The sequence below is a fragment of the Allobosea sp. genome, from assembly GCF_048595345.1.
Classification (GTDB): domain Bacteria; phylum Pseudomonadota; class Alphaproteobacteria; order Rhizobiales; family Beijerinckiaceae; genus Allobosea.
The window spans coordinates 1-17,033 of the sequence record NZ_JBMDWH010000174.1 but is presented as its reverse complement, the minus strand read 5'-3'; the positions used below and the strand labels follow the sequence as shown (position 1 = coordinate 17,033).

General features: G+C 68.9%; 13 protein-coding genes. 9 read left to right on the top strand and 4 right to left on the bottom strand.

Annotated features, from left to right (window positions below; genetic code table 11):
* Positions 1 to 58 precede the first annotated feature (58 nt).
* Positions 59 to 958 (top strand): LysR family transcriptional regulator, encoded by a 900-nt coding sequence (locus ACOJTB_RS15980; protein WP_420103515.1) that lies wholly within the window; start codon positions 59 to 61, stop codon positions 956 to 958.
* Between the two features lie 6 nt (positions 959 to 964).
* Here ACOJTB_RS15980 and ACOJTB_RS15975 read toward each other — a convergent pair whose 3' ends face one another.
* The 4 genes from ACOJTB_RS15975 to ACOJTB_RS15960 are packed head-to-tail and all read right to left on the bottom strand — an operon-like array spanning position 965 to position 6,694.
* Complete coding sequence (locus ACOJTB_RS15975) at positions 965 to 2,338, bottom strand: FAD-dependent oxidoreductase (protein ID WP_420103514.1); 1,374 nt, start codon at positions 2,336 to 2,338, stop codon at positions 965 to 967.
* Positions 2,335 to 2,634, bottom strand: coding sequence for a (2Fe-2S)-binding protein (locus ACOJTB_RS15970; protein ID WP_420103513.1), 300 nt, complete (start codon positions 2,632 to 2,634; stop codon positions 2,335 to 2,337). The genes ACOJTB_RS15975 and ACOJTB_RS15970 overlap by 4 nt, the downstream gene beginning before the upstream one ends.
* On the bottom strand, positions 2,631 to 4,619 hold the full coding sequence (locus tag ACOJTB_RS15965; RefSeq protein WP_420103512.1) for a hydantoinase B/oxoprolinase family protein: 1,989 nt from the start codon (positions 4,617 to 4,619) through the stop codon (positions 2,631 to 2,633). Before ACOJTB_RS15965 ends, ACOJTB_RS15970 begins: the two co-directional genes overlap by 4 nt.
* A 5-nt stretch (positions 4,620 to 4,624) precedes the next feature.
* Complete coding sequence (locus ACOJTB_RS15960; RefSeq protein WP_420103511.1) at positions 4,625 to 6,694, bottom strand: hydantoinase/oxoprolinase family protein; 2,070 nt, start codon at positions 6,692 to 6,694, stop codon at positions 4,625 to 4,627.
* Positions 6,695 to 6,880: 186 nt separating this feature from the next.
* Between ACOJTB_RS15960 and ACOJTB_RS15955 the strand changes: the two genes are divergently transcribed.
* The 8 genes from ACOJTB_RS15955 (at position 6,881) to ACOJTB_RS15920 (ending at position 16,877) form a co-directional block, all read left to right on the top strand.
* A complete protein-coding gene (locus ACOJTB_RS15955) occupies positions 6,881 to 8,008 on the top strand; it encodes an NAD(P)/FAD-dependent oxidoreductase (RefSeq protein ID WP_420103510.1) in 1,128 nt (375 codons plus the stop codon).
* 112 nt (positions 8,009 to 8,120) lie between these two features.
* Positions 8,121 to 9,761 carry an ABC transporter substrate-binding protein gene (locus tag ACOJTB_RS15950; protein ID WP_420103509.1) on the top strand — a complete coding sequence of 547 codons (1,641 nt, stop codon included), beginning with the start codon at positions 8,121 to 8,123 and terminating at the stop codon, positions 9,759 to 9,761.
* A gap of 66 nt (positions 9,762 to 9,827) precedes the next feature.
* Positions 9,828 to 11,462: an ABC transporter substrate-binding protein gene (locus ACOJTB_RS15945; RefSeq protein ID WP_420103508.1), complete on the top strand. Its 1,635-nt coding sequence runs from the start codon at positions 9,828 to 9,830 to the stop codon at positions 11,460 to 11,462.
* Between the two features lie 42 nt (positions 11,463 to 11,504).
* Positions 11,505 to 13,058 carry an ABC transporter substrate-binding protein gene (locus ACOJTB_RS15940; protein ID WP_420103507.1) on the top strand — a complete coding sequence of 518 codons (1,554 nt, stop codon included), beginning with the start codon at positions 11,505 to 11,507 and terminating at the stop codon, positions 13,056 to 13,058.
* Between the two features lie 4 nt (positions 13,059 to 13,062).
* On the top strand, positions 13,063 to 14,061 hold the full coding sequence (locus ACOJTB_RS15935) for an ABC transporter ATP-binding protein (RefSeq protein ID WP_420103506.1): 999 nt from the start codon (positions 13,063 to 13,065) through the stop codon (positions 14,059 to 14,061).
* Positions 14,058 to 15,068 carry an ABC transporter ATP-binding protein gene (locus tag ACOJTB_RS15930; protein WP_420103505.1) on the top strand — a complete coding sequence of 337 codons (1,011 nt, stop codon included), beginning with the start codon at positions 14,058 to 14,060 and terminating at the stop codon, positions 15,066 to 15,068. Before ACOJTB_RS15935 ends, ACOJTB_RS15930 begins: the two co-directional genes overlap by 4 nt.
* A complete protein-coding gene (locus ACOJTB_RS15925) occupies positions 15,068 to 16,003 on the top strand; it encodes an ABC transporter permease (RefSeq protein WP_420103504.1) in 936 nt (311 codons plus the stop codon). The genes ACOJTB_RS15930 and ACOJTB_RS15925 overlap by 1 nt, the downstream gene beginning before the upstream one ends.
* 1 nt (position 16,004) lies before the next feature.
* A complete protein-coding gene (locus ACOJTB_RS15920; protein WP_420103503.1) occupies positions 16,005 to 16,877 on the top strand; it encodes an ABC transporter permease in 873 nt (290 codons plus the stop codon).
* Positions 16,878 to 17,033 lie beyond the last annotated feature (156 nt).

Below are 17,033 nucleotides of genomic sequence, written 5' to 3'. Positions count from 1 at the left end.
GCTGGACATCGGCCGCCTCGGCGGCGATGTCTTGCCCTGATCTCAGCTGGACCAAGCGATGCGGGCGCGCCAACTCGAAGTCTTCTGCACATTGATGCGGGCCGGCACCGTCACCGGCGCCGCCGCGATGCTCAACATCTCCCAGCCGGCGTTGAGCCAGATCCTCCTCCACACCGAGGATCAGCTTGGCTTCAAGCTGTTCGACCGGGTGCGCGGGCGTCTTGTGCCCACCCAGGAGGCGCAGGAACTCTACACCCAGGCCGAGCACATCTTCGGAGAGCTCGACACGCTGAAGCGGCGGACCGTGGACATGCGTCATGGCCGCACCGGGCTGGTGCGCCTGGCAGCCTCCGCCCCGCCCTCGATGTCGATCGTCCCGCAGGCGCTGGCTCGCTTTCGCGAAGCGCATCCAGATATTGTGGTGCGCTCCCTGATCGCCTCCCAGCAGAGCATCGTCGAGATGCTGCTCCAAGGCGAAGTCTCGCTGGGGATCACGATGAACGATCTGCCCCAGCAGGGCATCGCGGCAGAGACCATCGGGCATGTCGAACTCGTCTGCGTCCTGCCGCAGCGGCATCGTCTGGCGCAGCAGGGGCATATCGGCTTGCGTGACCTCGCCGGAGAGGCCCTGATCTCCTACCGCCTCGACACGCTGCAGGGGCGGCTGCTCGCCGTGGCGGCGGAGGCGGACGACCTGCCCTACGCCCCGGCAATCGAGATCGATCTCTCGATCACGGCCCTGCCCTTCGTGCGCGAGGGGCTCGGCATCGCCATCGTCGACGGGCTCCTGCCCTGGCGCCAGTTCGACGGCATCGTCACTCGACCCTTCACGCCGAGCATCCAGGTGCCGATCGCGATCCTCACCAGCAAGGAGCGGGCGCTCTCGCAGAGCCATGAGTGGATGCGCGACTGCCTGAGGGCGGCCAATCTCGATCGTGCCGCGGCGGGAACGGATTGAAGGCGGCTAGCGCTCCGCCGGGTCGAGCAGCGCCGAGACCGGTGCCGGGCGCACGGGTGCCTGGCCCCTGAGGCGCCCCGCCAGCGCCGCTCCGGCGAGGCCGGCATGGGCGGCGGCGATTTCGGCCGCCGCCAATTCGCAATAGCGGCCCTGGCAGCGGCCCATTCCGACCCGGCCGAGCGACTTCGCGCGATTGAGCTCGCCGCCGCCGATATCGACACTATGGCGCAGCGCCCCGGCCGTGATGCCCTCGCAGCGGCAGACCACCGTCTCGTCCGGCAGCGCCGCCGCCGTCTCGCCCGGCCAGGGAAAGGCCCGCGCCAGCCCTCCGGCAAAGCGTGAAAGACGCCGCAACCGACGCAGATCCTCGCCCGGGTCCGGCGCCGGCATGCCGCAATCGGCAAGGCAGGCGCCGGCCGCGAGCCGCCCCGCGATCTCGGCCCCGTCCGCGCCGAGCAGGCGAAGCCCGTCTCCGGCCAGGTAGATGCCCGGCGCCGCCCGCCCCATCGCATCGGCCTGCGGCAGCCACTGGCGCCACGCGTCGTCATAGGCAAAGGCGCAGCCGGCGAGATCGGCCAGCCGGGTTTCGGCACGCAAATGCCAGCCGAGACCGACCGCATCGCAGTCCGTGCGCCGCTCGCGGCCGGCACTGTCGTGCCAGACCAGCGCGACGGGCCCGTTCGCATCCGCGTCGATCCGGCCCAGTGTCACGCCGGAGTTGTACAGCCCCGCCAGGCGCGCGCGCATCGCCAGACCCCGCAGCGCAAAGACCGGACGGGCCGCGAGGCCGCCGAAGCCCCGGATCTGATGGGCCAGCGGCGCGGTGTCGAGAACCGCCGCGACGTCGGCGCCCGCCTTCAGCAGCTGGACCGCGAGCAGGGTCAGCAGAGGTCCCGAACCGGCGAGGACGATGCGGCGGCCGAGCGCGGCACCCTGCGCCTTCAGCGCGATCTGCATGGCGCCGAGGCCGTAGACGCCGGGATTCTCCCAGCCCGGCACCGGCACCACCCGGTCCATCGCCCCCGTCGCCAAGATCAGGCGGTCGAAGCCGATGCGAAGGCTCCCGGTCGGACCGATGACATGCGCCTGCCCATCGGCGATGGCCGCGACGGAGCTGCGGGGGTGGTGGACCACCTGCCCGGCCGCAACCAGGGCGTCGAAGCTGCGGTGAAGCGCCGTCGCCTTCTGCGCCTCCGAGCCGTAGAGCGTCGCCGCCGTGCGGGCGAAGCCAGCGGGCGGGCGGCGATAGATCTGTCCGCCCGCCCGCTCTGCCTCGTCGACGATGACGGGCACGAGGCCAGCGCCGGCCAGAAGCTCGGCCGCGCGGATTCCCGCCGGACCGGCACCGACGATCAGGATGCGCGGCTTGGGCTCGCTCATGGCCAGGTTCCCGGCGCTTCGGTCAGGAGGCGCATGCCCTCGGCGAGAGGCGTCGAGCAGGCGCGGATGCGGGGCCCCTCCTCCTGCCAGACCCAGCAATCCTGGCAAGCGCCCATCAGGCAGAAGCCCGCCCGCCCCTCCTGCCCGAATTCGGAACGCCGCAGGGCGGGCGCGACGGAGAGGATCGCCGTGAGCACGGTATCGCCCGCCAGAGCCTCGCGGGCGCTTCCGTCGAGCGAGAAGCGCAGCGCCGGCCGATCCGTTTCGGCCAGGCGCACCAGCCGGCCCGCGCTCACTCCGCGGCCTCGGCCAGGACGACGTCGCTCTCCGGCATCTCCGGGAAGCGCTGGCGCGCCTCCGCGTAAGCCTGGGCCACCCCATCGGCACCGCTCTTGCCGGCCATGCGGCGGAAGATCTCGGTCTTGGCGAAGAAGCGCCAATGGATCGGCAGGCCGGCGAGAAGCGTGGTCAGACGGTCATAGGCCTCGCCGGTCCATTGCGCCTCATAGCCCTCGCGTTCGGGACCGAAATGGAAATGGCCCGTGACCGGCGCTCTGTCGGCCCGGCGCTCCTGCGTCGCGGCCTCGTCGAGCGCGGCGTCCCGGATCACCACGCCATAGTCCCGCTCCGCCGCCTCCGGCGAAACATAGCCCCGTGCCACATCCTCGGCAACGCGCGCCGCCTCGCGGTCGAAGGGGTGCCCGCGCCCGCCTCCGCCGGCGGAACGGATCGCAAGCACGTCGCCCGGCTGCAGCACGGCCGTGTCGATATTGCCGAGGCGCTTCTCATTCGGCTGGCCAGGATTGACGACCATGTCGGAGAGCCCGGCGGCACGCCCGCCCAGGACGCCCCAGGGCCGGAAGAAGCTGCGGTCGCGGTTGCGGACGGTGACCCGGCTGTCTGGCGCGAAGACGCGGAAGGCCATGTCGGTGGCGAGCCCGCCGCGCCAACGGCCGGGACCGCCGCTGTCCCTGGCCAGCCCGTATTTGATGAACTCGACCGGCGTCTCGGTCTCGGTGATCTCGATCGGCGTGTTGCGCAGATAGGCGGCATCGGCGCCCGAGCCATTCGTGCCGTCGCGATGCGGCATGCCGCCGCCGCCGCCGACCACCGGATTCACCGCAGCGATGACGGTGCGATTGGTCCGGTCGTCCATGGTCATGACGTTGACGATGCAGTTGTTGCCGGCCGGCGCGGCCGGCAGCCGCTCCGGCACGGCCTGCGAGAAAGCGCCGAAGATGACGGAGCGCAGACGCGCGCAGGTGAGCGAGCGCATGCCCACCGCACCGGGGAAAACCGGGTTCAGCACGGTGCCTTCCGGCGCGATGCAGGTGAAGGGGCGCGTGAGGCCCGTGTTCAGCAGGATCTTCGGGTTCAGCGTGTAGAGCACGTAATAGACGCCGACGAGCAGCAGCGTATGGCGCGGATTGCTGCCGGTCGGGACGTTCAGCGAGGAACCGAGCTGCGGGTCTGTGCCGGTGAAATCGAGGACCGCCTCGTCGCCGCGAATGGTCAGCGTGAGCTTGAGCCGGCAGGGATTGGCCTCGACCGAATCCTCGTCGGCGTAGTCGGCGAATTCCCAGGTGCCGTCCGGCATCGAGCGCAGCACCTCGCGGGCCTGCGCCTCGGCATGATCGAGCAGGGCATCGACGCCTTCGAGGAAAGCCTCCTTGCCGAATTTCTCGATCATCGCCAGCACCTTGCGCTCGCCCGTGTTCAGCGAGCCGACCAGCGCCTTGATGTCGCCGATATTGAGATCGGGCTTGCGGACGTTCGTCGTCATGATCCGCAGGATCTGCTCGTCGAAGACGCCTTCGTTGACGAGCTTCATCGGCGGAAAGCGGATGCCTTCCTGATGGATCTCGGTCAGCGCGCGCGACAGCGAAGCCGGTACGGCGCCACCGACATCGGTGTTGTGGATATGGCCGCCCGTCCAGGCGACGATCTCGCCATCGTAGAACACCGGCTTCCACAAATGGGTGTCGGGCGCATGCGTGGCGACGTAGCAGGCGTAAGGGTCGTTGGTGAAGGCGACGTCGCCGGGCTTGTAATCCTGCACAGCCGCGATCGCGGGTGCCCAGGAGAGCCCGGGATACCAGGTCGCGCCCAGCTCCATCGGCACGGCGAAGGTGTCGCCCTTGCGGCTGATCAGCATCACCGTGAAATCCTCCGTCTCCTTGACGAAGGCGGAATGGGCCGTGCGCTGGAGCGTATGCGCCATGTTCTCGGCGGCGCCGCGCGCATGGTTGGCGAGCACCTGGAGCTTCATGCGGTCGAACATCGGGGTTACTCCGCGAAGGTGAGGTGCAGGTTGAGATGGCGGTCGACCCGCGCCGAGGCGCCGGCCGGAATTGCGACGGTGGTGTCTTCCTGCGCCACCACGGCGGGGCCGGCGAAGCGACTGCCGGCCGTCAGGGCGACGCGGCGATAGAGTCCGACCTGCCGCGTCTCGCCGCCGGTATGGACGGTGATGAGCCGCTCCGGGGCAGCCTCCGCCATCACTTCCTCGTGCTGCGGAAAGGCGACGGACGGCCCCGCACCGATGGCGGAGAGGCGCAGATTGACGATCTCGATGCGTCCCGTCGGGTCGTCGAAATCATAGATCCGCGCATGCGTCTCGTGGAAAGCGTCGGCGATGGCCTGCTCGTTCCCGCCCTCGAGCCAGGCAGGCTGGAGCGGCACCTCGATCTCGTAGCTCTGGCCGAGATAGCGCATATCGGCCGACAGCTGCAGCTCCGCCGGGCCTTCATGGCCTTGCGCCGCGAGCCAGGCGCGCCCTTCCGCGATCATGGCGGCAAAGGCACTGCGCAGCTGCGGCATCGCCTCCGCACCCAGATGAGCGAACAGCGTGCGGACGAAGTCGCCGCGCAGATCCGCAACGAGCCCGCCCAGCGCCGAGACGACGCCGGGGCGCCGGGGTGCGATCACCCGGCCCATGCCGAGCTCGCGGGCGAGGAAGGCGCCGAGCATCGGCCCGCCCCCGCCGAAGGGCATGAGGGCGAAATCCTTGAGGTCGACGCCCGCCCGCGAGGCGAGCTTCTCCACTTCGACGAACATCTCTGACACGGCGATGTCCAGAATCGCCTGAGCGGTCTCCTCAAGCGGCCGGCCGAGCTTGTCGGCCAGGCGCCCGACCGCCGCCCGGGCGAGGTCGGCATTCATGCTGAGCTGGCCATAGGCCATCTCGCTATGGCCGAGCCAGCCGCAGACGACCATCGCATCCGTCACCGTGGCGTTCTTGCCGCCGCGGCCATAGCAGGCGGGCCCAGGCGTCGAGCCGGCCGATTCCGGGCCGACACGCAGCACGCCCTGCCCGTCCACGGAGGCGATCGAGCCGCCGCCGATGCCGATCGAGCTCACCGAGACAGAGGGAATGTGAAGCGGGAACTCGCCGATCATCTCGCCCGTCCCATATTGCGCCTCGCCATCGACGATGAGCGCGAAATCGGCCGAGGTGCCGCCGATGTCGAGCGTCAGGATGCGCTGTTCACCGGCCTGGCGGGCGAACCAGGCGGCGCCGATCACGCCCGAGGCGGTGCCCGACAGCAGCATCGACACGCAGGAGCGCTTGCCCTCGGCCGCATTCATCACGCCGCCATTCGACTTGGTCAGCAGGCAGGGGGCCGAAACCCCGCGCCCCTTCAGCCTGTCCTCGAGCGCGGTGAGATAGCCGGCGATGCGCGGATGGACATAGGCGTTGAGGATCGCGGTGGTGGTCCGCTCATATTCGCGGATTACCGGCCAGACCTCCGCCGAGCCGAAGACGAACAAGTCGGGCGCGAGCCTGCCGATCTCGGCCTTCACTGCCTCCTCCTGCGCGCCGTCGCGCCAGGCGTGGAGGAAGGCGACGACGATTCCGGCCGCGCCCCGCGCCTTGGCCGCCGCGACGGCGCTGGCGACGACGGTCAGGTCGGGCTTCATCGTCTGGCGCCCGTCCGAGCGCATCCGGGCCGGGATGCCGAAGACCCGGTCGCGCGTGATCAGTTGTTCGGGACGCGCGCAGAACAGCGAGTAGACGTCCGGCATGCGCAGCCGCGCGAGCTCGATCACATCCTCGAAGCCGGCATTGGTGAAGAGCGCCAGCGGCGCGCCCTTGCGCTGGATGATCGTGTTCACCCCGACCGTGGTACCATGGACGAAGCGCGTGACGGCCTTGGGATCGAGCCCCTCGCGCTCGGCGAGCAGGGTCAGGCCCGTCATCAGCTCGGCGCCGGGGTCGTCGGGCGTGGTCAGCACCTTTAACGAGGCGACCCGGCCGGAGCGGGCTTCGAGCGCGCAGAAATCGATGAAGGTGCCGCCGATATCGACACCGATCTTCCAATCCGCCACCGCGTCCACTGCTGTCTGGCCTGCCATGTCGATCCGTCTCCCACTCGCCGCGAAACCTGACATGCTCACCGCCGCTCCGTCCAAGTGACATGCCGGGCAAGCCCATAGGCCCGGCTTATGGGCTTGCCGTGATCGGCTCTTTGACCTCGGCGCCCCGGCGCGCGAGCTTCGGGGACAGACGGGGATCGGCCGCGATCCGGCCGGAGGCGAATGATGGACGTGATCGTGCTCGGCGGCGGGCTGATGGGCACCGCCGCGACCTTCTTTCTCGCGAGGCGCGGCCTCAAGGTGACGCTGATCGAGCGCAACCGGGTGGGCTCAGGCGCGACCATCGCCTCCTTCGGCAATATCCGCCGGACCAACCGCCACCTGACGCAGCTGCCTTTGGCCCATCGCTCCCGCGCCATCTGGGGCGAAGCGGAGCGGCTGCTCGGCCGGGATGTCGAGTTCCGCGCCACCGGCCATCTTCGCCTCGTTTTCGAGGAGGATGCGCTCGACGATATGCGCGCTTATGCGCAGGCGGCGCGGCCCTGGGGGCTGGAACTCGCGGAACTCGGCGGCAACGAACTCCGCGCGCGCTTTCCCGGGCTCGGGCCGGGTGCGATCGGCGCTTCCTTCTCGCCGCATGACGGCTCGGGCAATCCGCGGCTGATCGCGCCGGCCTTCGCGGCGGCCGCCGCGGCACTGGGCGCCACGATCGTGGAAGAGGCGGCGGTCAGTGCAATCGAGCGGACCCCCGCAGGCTTTCGCGTCACCACCGCCAAAGGCGTCTTCGAGAGCGACAGGCTGCTCAACACCGCCGGCGCCTGGGGCGCGCGGATCGCGGCCCGGTTCGGCGAGCCGGTGCCGCTGAGCCCGCGCGGGCCGCAAATGGGCGTCACCGAGCCGCTTCCGCACCGCATCCTCCCGGTTGTCGGCATCTGGTCGCGCGAGCACGGCATGGACGGTTATTTCCGTCAGGTCGAGCGCGGCAACATCGTCTTCGGCGGCGCGGCCGAGCGTGTGGAGGTCGATCTCGATCCCGGCCATGCCAGGGCCGATCCCGCCCGCCTGCCCGGCCAGCTGAAGGCGCTGGTGCGATTGCTGCCGGCGCTCGCGGACGTCTCGATCATCCGGACCTGGTCGGGTTGCGAGGGCTACATGGCCGATATGCTGCCGGTGATGGGCGTCTCGTCCACGACGCCCGGCCTCTTTCATGCCTTCGGTTTCAGCGGCTCGGGGTTTCAGGTCGGGCCGGGCGTCGGCGACACCATGGCGGAGCTGATCGCGACGGGAGGAACCGAAATTCCCCTCCACGATTTTCGCATCGAACGCTTCCAGAACATTGGCATCAAAGGATAATTGAGCCAGCTAGGCAATCGTCCTCTGTCACGGAAGCTCCGGCAAACGGTCACGAGAGCGTCATCCGCCGGACCTACCGCTCCGCCCCGTTCACGAGCGGTGGAGAAACGTCATGGCTGGGTTCCCGATCACGCGCCGGGCGGCGCTCGCAGGTGGCGCGTCTTCCCTGATCCTGCCCCGCTTCGCGATCGCGCAGGCCGACAACCGGCCCTCGATCACGATCGCCGTGCAGAAGGTCTCCAACACCAACACACTCGACGTGCTGCGCGAGCAGTCCAATGTCGGCGAGCGGGTGTTCTTCTCCTCGCTGTGGGAAGGGCTGATCGGCCGCAACTGGCTCGGCCAGCTCGAAACCGTCGCCGGTCTCGCCACCGAATGGCGCCGCATCGACGACCGCACGGTGGAGCTGAAGCTGCGCAAGGGCGTGAAGTTCCACAATGGGGACGAGATGACGGCCGAGGACGTCGCCTTCTCCTTCGGCAGGGAGCGCATGTTCGGCGACACCAAGCCGGTGAAGGGCGAAACCATCCGCGCCGATTTCTCGATCGGCGGCGGGCGCGCCTCCAAGGATCTGCCGCCGGAAGTGCCGGCCGTGGCGCGGCGCAACTGGCCGGCCCTGCTCGGCATCGAGATCGTCGACAAGCACACGGTGCGCTTCGTCAACGGCACGCCCGACATCACCCTGGAAGGCCGCATCTCGCGCTATGGCAGCGAGATCATGAACCGCCGCGCCTTCGAAGAGGCCAAGACCTATTCGGAATGGGCCACCAAGCCTGTCACCACCGGCCCCTACCGCGTCGCCGAGTATCGGCCGGACGTGTCGCTGCTTCTCGAAGCCCATGACGAGTATTGGGGCGGCCGCCCGCCGCTGAAGTCGATCCGCTTCGTCGAGGTGCCGGAAACCGCCGCCCGCATCGCCGGCCTGCTCTCGGGCCAATACCAGTTCGCCTGCGACATCCCGCCGGACCAGATCGCCCAGATCGAGCAGAACAAGGCGTTCGAGGTGCAGGGCGGCACGATCCTGAACCACCGCCTCACCGTCTTCGACAAGAACCACCCGCAGCTCGCCAACCCGCTGGTGCGCCGCGCCATGACCCATGCGATCGACCGGCAAGCCATCGTCGACTCGCTCTGGGCCGGCCGCACCGTCGTGCCGAAGGGTCTGCAATGGCCCTATTACGGCGAGATGTTCATCGAGGACTGGTCGGTGCCGGCCTTCGACCTCAAGCTCGCCAAGGACCTCGTCAAGCAGTCGGGCTACAAGGGCGATTCGATCCCCTACCGCCTGCTCAACAACTACTACACCAACCAGGTGCCGACGGCGCAGATCCTGGTCGAGATGTGGAAGGAGGCCGGCCTCAACATCGACATCCAGATGAAGGAGAACTGGCAGCAGGTGCTGGAGCGCACGCCGACGCGCGCCGTGCGCGACTGGTCGAACTCCGCCCCCTTCAACGATCCGGTCTCCTCGATGGTCAGCCAGCACGGCCCCAACGGCCAGCAGCAGCAGATCGGCGAATGGACCAATGAGGAGCTGAACCGCCTCGCCGTCGAGCTCGAAACCTCGATGGACAAGGCCCGCCGCAAGCAGGCCTTCCGCCGCATGCTGGAGATCGCCGAGCGCGAGGACCCCGCCTACACGGTGCTGCACCAGAACGCGACCTTCACCGCCAAGCCCAAGGCGCTGGCTTGGAAGGCCTCTCCCGCCTTCGCGATGGATTTCCGCGCCGAGAACTGGGGCGGCCGCAGCTGAGCGACCGACCCGGCCGGCGCGCTGAAGCGCCGGCCGTTTTTTCAAGACAACACACCAGGTTTGCGCATGACCCCGTTCGACCGCCGCCAGTTCCTGCGCCTCGGCGCCGCCGCGGGAGGCACGCTCGCTCTGCCGGGCTTCGCGATCGCGCAGGCGGACACCCGCCCCTCGATCACCGTCGCGGTGCAGAAGGTGGTCAACACCAACACGCTGGAGACGCTGCGCGAACAGTCCAATGTCGGCACCCGCGTTCTCTCCAGCCTGCTGGAGCCGCTGATCGACATCGACTGGCTCGGCGACCTTTCGCTGCAACCCGCCCTCGCCACCGCCTGGCGTCGCATCGACGACCGCACGGTCGAGCTGACGCTTCGCGAGGGAGTCACCTTCCATGACGGCGAGCCGATGACGGCCGAGGACGTCGTTTTCTCCTTCGGCGCCGAGCGCATGTGGGGTGGGGCGAGCGAAGCCGGCGCGGCCGGTCTGTTCGGGTCGGTGACGGCAGGCCAGGGCAGCAAGCAGCCCCCGGCAGAGGTCGTGGCCGTCGCCAAGCGCGCCTATCCGGCCTTCGAACGCATCGAGATCGTCAATCCGCGCACGGTGCGCTTCGTCAACAAGACGCCGGATATCACGCTGGAAGGGCGTATCTCGCGGAATGTCGGCGTCATCATCTCGCGCAAGGCCTTCATGGCGGCGCAGAACTGGCTGGACTGGGCCCGCAAGCCGGTCGGCACCGGGCCTTACAAGGTCGCCGAATTCAAGCCCGACCAGTCGCTGACGCTGGTCTCGCACGACGCCTATTGGGGCGGGCGCCCGCCGCTGAAGCAGATCCGCTTCGTCGAGGTGCCGGAGATCGCCTCCCGCATCAACGGCCTGCGCGCGGGCGAATATGATTTCGCCTGCGATATCCCGCCGGACCAGATTGCGGACATCGCCGCCACCGGTCGCCACGAGATCCTGGGCGGGTTGATCTCCAATCACCGCCTCACCGTTTTCGACAAGAGCCATCCGCAGCTCGAAAGCCCGCTGATCCGCCGCGCGATGACGCATGCGATCGACCGGCAGGCCATCGTCGAGGCGCTCTGGGCCGGCAAGACCCGTGTGCCGAAGGGCCTGCAGTTCGATTTCTACGGGCCGATGATGGTCGAGGACTGGGCGGTGCCGGCCTATGACATGGCGCTGGCCCGCAAGCTGGTGAAGGAGAGCGGCTACAAGGGCGAGCCGATCCCCTACCGGCTGCTCAACAACTACTATACCGGCCAGGTCGCGACCGCGCAGATCCTCGTCGAAAGCTGGCGCGAGGTCGGGCTCAACGTCGCGGTCGAGATGAAGGAGAACTTCCCGCAGGTTCTCGCCAAGGGGCCGAGCCGCGCGGTGCGCGACTGGTCCAACAGTGCCTCCTACAACGATCCGGTCTCCTCCATCGTCGCCCAGCACGGGCCGACCGGCCAGCAATGGCAGATCGGCGAATGGCGCAACGAGGAGATGGGCACGCTCTCCGAGGTGCTGGAAAGCTCGATGGAGCAGGCGAAGCGCAAGACCGCCTTCCGCCGCATGCTGGAAATCTGCGAGCGCGAGGACCCGGCCTACACGGTTCTCCACCAGACGGCGAATTTCACGGCCAAGCGCAAGGACATCCGCTGGAAGACCGGCCAGTCCTTCGCGATGGATTTCCGCGCTTCGAACTGGGGCGGGATGGGCTGAGCCCACCTGGGCCGGCCTTACCGCGAGACAGGACAACGGATCATGTCGTTTTCGATCACGCGCCGCGGCGCTCTTCTCGGAGCTGGCGCCGCCGCGCTCGCCGGGTTCTCTCTCGCTCCGCTGCGGGCGCAGGGGCTCAAGCGCATCGTCGTGGCGATGCCGAATTCGCCCAATGTCGCGACGCTCGAGCCGGTGCGCGACTACGGCAATGTCGGCTTTCGCATGGGCTACAACCTTTTCGACAATCTGATCGGCATCGATTACCGCAACGGCGCGAAGCTGGTGCCGGCGCTGGCGACCGGCTGGACCCGCATCTCGCCGACGACGATGGACTTCACACTGCGCGAGGGCGTCCGCTTCCATGATGGCGGGGTCATGACCGCCGAGGACGTCGCCTTCTCCTTCGGCCCCGAGCGCATGTCCGATCCCAAGGCGCCGGGCTATGCCCAGACGCGGCCTTTCCTGCCGACCCTGGAGCGCGTCGAGGCCACAGGCCCGATGAGCGTGCGCGTCACGACCAAGGGGCCGGACCCGCTGCTGGAGCGGCGCCTCGCCGGCTGGGGCGGGCAGATCATCTCCAAGAAGGCCTATCTCGCCGCCGCCGGTTTCGCCGCCTGGGAAAAGGCGCCGGTCGGCACGGGGCCGTTCAAGGTCAAGGAATTCTCCTATGACCGCCGCTTCGTCTTCGCCGCGCATGACGCCTATTGGGGCGGGCGGCCCATGGCCGAGGAGCTGGAGTTCCGGGTGGTGCCCGAGCTGGCCAGCCGGCTGAACCAGCTCGCCACCGGCGAGGCCCAGTTCATCACCGAGGTCTCGCCCGACCAGCTGCCGACGATCAAGGCCATGGCCGGCCGCGAGATCGCCGGCGGCGCGATCCAGAACGTGCGCGCGATCGCCTACAACAAGTTCGATCCGGCACTGGCCGATCCGCGCGTGCGCCGCGCGCTCTCCTGGGCGATCGACCGGCAGGCCATCGTCGACAGCCTCTATGACGGCCGCACCTGGGTGCCCAACGGCCACCAGGACAAGAGCTATGGCGATCTCTACCTCGCCGATTACAAGGGCCCGGCCTTCGACCCCGACAAGGCGAGGGCTCTGCTCAAGGATGCCGGCTATGACGGCCGCCGCATCGCCTATCGCGTGCTCAACAACTACTACACGCTTCAGGTCCAGACCGCTCAGATCCTTCAGGAAATGTGGCGTTCGGTGGGGCTGAACGTCGAGATCGAGGTGAAGGAGAGCTGGCCGCAGGTCTATCAGCCGGGCCTCGGCATCTTCGATGCTTCCGACACCATCTTCTGGCAGGATCCGGTGGGCGCGATGGTGCGCCGCTACGGCCCGGCGGGCAATGTCCAGGCCGTCGCCAAGACCTGGGCGAATGACGAGTTCAACCAGCTCTGCCCGGTCCTGCAGAGCTCGCTCGACACTGCGGAGCGCAAGCGCGTCTTCCGCCGCATGCTGGAAATCTACGACGAGGTCGATCCGCCGGGCACCGCCCTGCACGATCTGACCATGTTCTACGGCAAGGCCAAGGACATCCCGTGGCAGGCCTATCCGGTCGAGTACATGGATTTCCGCGCCGGAAACATGGTCTGACGCGATGGTCGCCCGCCCCGAACCTCTCGTCACGATCCGCGACCTCGCGGTCTCCTTCGACGGGGTCCGCGCCCTCCACGGCATCGACCTTTCGGTCGGGCGCGGCGAGGCGCTGGGGCTCGTCGGCGAATCCGGCTGCGGCAAGTCGGTCACCTGGCTGGCGGCGCTGGGCCTGCTGCCGAAGAAGGCGAAGGTGACGGGCAGCGTCCAGCTCGACGGGCGCGAGCTGCTCGGCGTCGCGCCGGCCGTGCTCGACGATGTCCGCGGCGGGCGCATCGCCATGATCTTCCAGGACCCGGCGAGCGCGCTGAACCCGGTGCTGCGGCTCGGAAAGCAGGTCGGCGAGGCGCTGGCGCTCCATCGCGGCCTGTCCGGTTCGGCGATCAAGGCCGAGGCCAAGCGTCTCTTCGACCTCGTCGGCATCCCCGATGCCGCGCGCCGTCTCGACGCTTTCCCGCACGAGCTTTCGGGGGGGCAGAACCAGCGCGTGATGATCGCGATGGCGCTCGCCGGCAATCCCGACCTCCTCGTCGCCGATGAGCCGACGACGGCGCTCGACGCCACCATCCAGGCGCAGATTCTCGAACTGCTCACCCGCATCCGGCAGGAAACCGGCATGGCGCTGGTGCTGATCAGCCATGATCTCGGCGTCATCTCGCAGACCTGCGACCGCGTCTGCGTGATGTATGCCGGGCGCATCATCGAAACCGCGCCGGCCGACCTCCTCTTCCAGCGGCCGCTGCATCCCTATACGCGGGGGCTGATCAGCGCCCTGCCGCCGCTGGACGGCGTGCGCCGCCGGCTCTCGCCGATCGAGGGCAACGTCCCCGAGCCCTGGAACCTGCCGCCGGGCTGCGCCTTCGCACCGCGCTGCCCGCAAGCCCTCGCCGCCTGCGACGCGGGTGTGCCGCCCCTGGCCGACAAGGCGCCGGAGCGCCGTGCCGCCTGCATCCGCGTCGCCCCGGCCCAGGCGCCGGTTCAGCACGAGCCCGTCTTCGCATGAGCGAGCCGATGCCAGCCGAAACCCTGCTCGCTTTGCGCGAGGTCAGCCGCAGCTATTCCATGCGCCGCGGGCTGCTCGGCCGCCCGACTGCGGTGCATGCCGTCGACGGCGTCTCGCTGACTGTGGAGAAGGGCCGCACGCTCGGCCTCGTCGGCGAGTCCGGCTCCGGCAAATCGACCGCCGGGCGTCTCGCGCTCGGGCTGGAGCCGCCGGATCGCGGTGCGGTTCTGTTCAGGGGCCAGCCTCTGCCGAAGGACGGAACCCGCGAATGGCGCGCCATGCGGGCGCGCATGCAGATGATCTATCAGGACCCGCTGGGGGCGCTCGATCGGCGCCTGCCGATCCTCGAACAGGTGCGTGAGCCGCTCGACGTCCACGGCCTCGGCGAACCCGGAGGACGGAACGACAAGGCGCTGGCGCTCCTGCAATCCGTCGGATTGAGGGCCGATCAGGGCGGCCGCTACCCGCATGAACTCTCGGGCGGACAGCGCCAGCGCGCCGTGATCGCGCGGGCACTCGCGACCGGGCCCGATCTCCTGGTCTGCGACGAGCCGGTCTCGGCTCTGGACGTGTCGATCCAGGCGCAGGTGGTCAATCTGCTGGTGGATCTGCAGGAGGAGCTGGGCCTCGGCCTGCTCTTCATCAGCCACGATCTCAAGGTGGTCCGGCAGGTCAGCCACCGCGTCGCGGTGATGTATCTCGGCCGCATCGTCGAGGAGGGCGAGGCGGACCTGCTGCTGCATGCGCCTGCTCACCCCTATACCGAAGCGCTGGTCTCCGCCTCGCCGGTGCCCGGCCGCCGGGCCCGGCCGCGCATCGTGCTGCAGGGCGATCCGCCCAATCCGGCCGCCCGCCCCTCGGGCTGCGCCTTCCATCCGCGCTGCCACGCCGCCCGCGAGCGCTGCAAGGTCGAGACGCCGGCGCTCCTGCCCTTGCCGGACGGGCGGCTCACCGCCTGCCATGTCGCGCATGACCAGGCGAATTTCCTGATGAAGGCCGCGAGCTGATGCTGCGTTTCCTCCTGATCCGCTTCGGCCGGGCGGCGCTCACCGTCGCGCTCGTCGTCACCTTCGCCTTTATCGTGCTGCGCCTCTCGGGCGACCCGGCGCTGATCATCATGAGCGTCGATGCGCCGCCGGAGGCGATCGCCGCTTTCCGCAAGGCCTGGGGCCTCGATGATCCGATCTGGCTGCAATATCTGCATTATTTCACGGCGATCGGTCAGGGCGAGCTCGGCCAGTCGATGCGGGACGGGCGCCCTGCCCTCCAGCTGGTGCTCGAGCGCATCCCGGCGACCTTGGCGCTGACGCTGCCGGCGCTGGCGATGAAGCTCGGCATCGGCATTCCCGCCGGCATCTATGCCGCGCTCCACCGCGACAGCCTGATCGACCGGGCGGTGATGGTGACGGCGGTCGCCGGCTTTACCGTGCCGAGCTTCGTGCTCGGCCTCGTCCTCGTGCTGGTGTTTTCCGTCCAGCTCGGCTGGCTGCCCTCTGGCGGGCAGGAAAGCTGGCGCCATGCCATCCTGCCGGTGCTCACGCTCGGCATCGGCGGCGCGGCGGTGCTCGCCCGCTTCACCCGCTCGGCGATGCTGGAGGTGCTGGGCCAGCCCTATATCCGCACGGCCAGCGCCAAGGGCGTGCCCTGGGCGCGCGTCGTGCGCGGCCATGCCCTGCCCAACGCCGCGATCCCGACCGTCACCATCGTCGGCTTCATGGTCGGCAGCCTGATCGCCGGCGCGGTGGTGGTGGAAAGCGTCTTCTCCTGGCCCGGCGTCGGGCGCCTGCTGGTCGTCGCGGTCGCCAACCGCGATCTGGCGGTGGTCCAGTGCATCCTGCTGCTGGTCGCGATCACCATGGTGTCGTCCAACCTCATCGTCGATCTGCTTTACGGTGTGATGGATCCGCGCCTGCGCAGCGGCGCAAAGGCGGGAGCGCATTGAGATGGCCGACATCACCGCCTCCGCCGGTCCCGCCGCCGCCTCCAAGCCGACGCCAAAGCCCCGGCGCCGCGTGCCGCTGCTGGTCTGGGTCGGCCTCGCCTGGCTGGCGCTGATCATCGCCGTCGCGCTGGCGGCCGACTGGATCCAGCCCTATCGCTTCACCGCCTACGATCTGAAGAACCGGCTGGCGCCGCCCTTTCACCCGCTTCACTGGCTGGGCACGGACGAGCTCGGCCGCGATGTGCTCTCGCGGCTGATCGTCTCGGTGCGCATCTCGCTGCTGGTCGCCTTCGGCGCCACCATCATCTCGGCGGTGCTGGGCACGGTGATGGGCTTCCTGGCGGCGCATTTCCGCGGCTGGGTCGAGCAGATCGTGCTGATGCTGGCCGATTTCCAGGCGGCGATGCCCTTCCTGATCCTGGCGCTGTCGGTGCTCGCCTTCTTCGGCAATGGGCTGACCCTCTTCATTGGCCTGATGGGCCTCTATGGCTGGGAGCGTTATGCCCGCATCGCCCGCGGCCTCGCCATTTCGGCCGGCGCACAGGGCTATGCCGGGGCGGTGCGGCAGATCGGCGCCGCGCCGGCGCGCGTCTATCTGCGTCATATCCTGCCCAATATCGCCTCGACGCTGATCGTCTCCATGACGCTGACCTTCCCGGAAGTGATCCTGCTCGAAAGCGGGCTCTCCTTCCTTGGCCTCGGCGTCCAGCCGCCGATGACCTCGCTCGGCAACATGGTCGGCTATGGCCGCGAATACCTCACCCGTGCGCCCTGGATCATGCTGGCGCCGGCCGCGACCATCGTCCTCACCACGCTCGCCGTCAGCCTCGTCGGCGACTGGCTGCGCGACAAGCTCGACCCGACACTTCGCTAGACTTCCGGAGATTGATCCCATGCTGCCCAACGGCGTTCTCGGCACCGGCATTTCCGCCCCCTACCCGAAGGGCGATCTCTCGGACTTCTCCGCGATCCTCGACCGGGTCGAGGCCCTCGGCGTCGAGACGATCGAACTGCCGACCTTCTCGGCCGA

Bases quoted from the DNA above. Each gene is read 5' to 3' on its own strand.
- ACOJTB_RS15980 (WP_420103515.1), top strand. From the start codon at position 59: ATGCGGGCGCGCCAACTCGAAGTCTTCTGCACATTGATGCGGGCCGGC.
- ACOJTB_RS15975 (WP_420103514.1), bottom strand. From the start codon at position 2,338: ATGAGCGAGCCCAAGCCGCGCATCCTGATCGTCGGTGCCGGTCCGGCG.
- ACOJTB_RS15965 (WP_420103512.1), bottom strand. From the start codon at position 4,619: ATGTTCGACCGCATGAAGCTCCAGGTGCTCGCCAACCATGCGCGCGGC.
- ACOJTB_RS15960 (WP_420103511.1), bottom strand. From the start codon at position 6,694: ATGGCAGGCCAGACAGCAGTGGACGCGGTGGCGGATTGGAAGATCGGT.
- ACOJTB_RS15955 (WP_420103510.1), top strand. From the start codon at position 6,881: ATGGACGTGATCGTGCTCGGCGGCGGGCTGATGGGCACCGCCGCGACC.
- ACOJTB_RS15950 (WP_420103509.1), top strand. From the start codon at position 8,121: ATGGCTGGGTTCCCGATCACGCGCCGGGCGGCGCTCGCAGGTGGCGCG.
- ACOJTB_RS15945 (WP_420103508.1), top strand. From the start codon at position 9,828: ATGACCCCGTTCGACCGCCGCCAGTTCCTGCGCCTCGGCGCCGCCGCG.
- ACOJTB_RS15940 (WP_420103507.1), top strand. From the start codon at position 11,505: ATGTCGTTTTCGATCACGCGCCGCGGCGCTCTTCTCGGAGCTGGCGCC.
- ACOJTB_RS15935 (WP_420103506.1), top strand. From the start codon at position 13,063: ATGGTCGCCCGCCCCGAACCTCTCGTCACGATCCGCGACCTCGCGGTC.
- ACOJTB_RS15930 (WP_420103505.1), top strand. From the start codon at position 14,058: ATGAGCGAGCCGATGCCAGCCGAAACCCTGCTCGCTTTGCGCGAGGTC.
- ACOJTB_RS15925 (WP_420103504.1), top strand. From the start codon at position 15,068: ATGCTGCGTTTCCTCCTGATCCGCTTCGGCCGGGCGGCGCTCACCGTC.
- ACOJTB_RS15920 (WP_420103503.1), top strand. From the start codon at position 16,005: ATGGCCGACATCACCGCCTCCGCCGGTCCCGCCGCCGCCTCCAAGCCG.